The organism is Massilia sp. CMS3.1, from assembly GCF_051262535.1.
Classification (GTDB): Bacteria; Pseudomonadota; Gammaproteobacteria; order Burkholderiales; family Burkholderiaceae_D; genus Telluria.
Genome location: NZ_JBIMES010000100.1, coordinates 1 through 334, shown reverse-complemented (window position 1 = coordinate 334; position 334 = coordinate 1). Strand labels below are relative to the sequence as shown.

General features: G+C 56.9%; 1 protein-coding gene. It reads right to left on the bottom strand.

Features of this window, described 5'->3' with window-relative positions; all coding sequences use genetic code 11:
* Positions 1-91 precede the first annotated feature (91 nt).
* Positions 92-334, bottom strand: a 243-nt coding sequence (locus ACHAC9_RS24590) for a hypothetical protein (RefSeq protein WP_435764450.1), incomplete at its 5' end; no start/stop codon positions are given.

Sequence of the window (334 nt, the reverse complement as noted above, 5' to 3'; positions counted from 1 at the left end):
TTTGGCCGGAAGCAGTCTACCAGCGAAGGACCGCAACCGACCCGGAGCCGACATCAGAAGAGGTGACGTCGACGTAATACCCTGGGGGTGATCAGTCAGTCACCTCTACATCGGCGTTGAACCAGACGGTCGGCTTGGCGTTCAATAGGGACACGGGGTTTGGATGCAAATTGAATTTCAGTAATTTAGGGGCGCCGCTGACTCTGATCTCACCCCTGGAATCGGCTAGCGGTTGCGGTCCGCACAGGTCAGGACAAAGTGAAATGGAACCTGGAGGCACGACACCCACGTAAGCAGTCGCAAAAGTGCTTTTGCCGCGCGCAACTGCCATCGC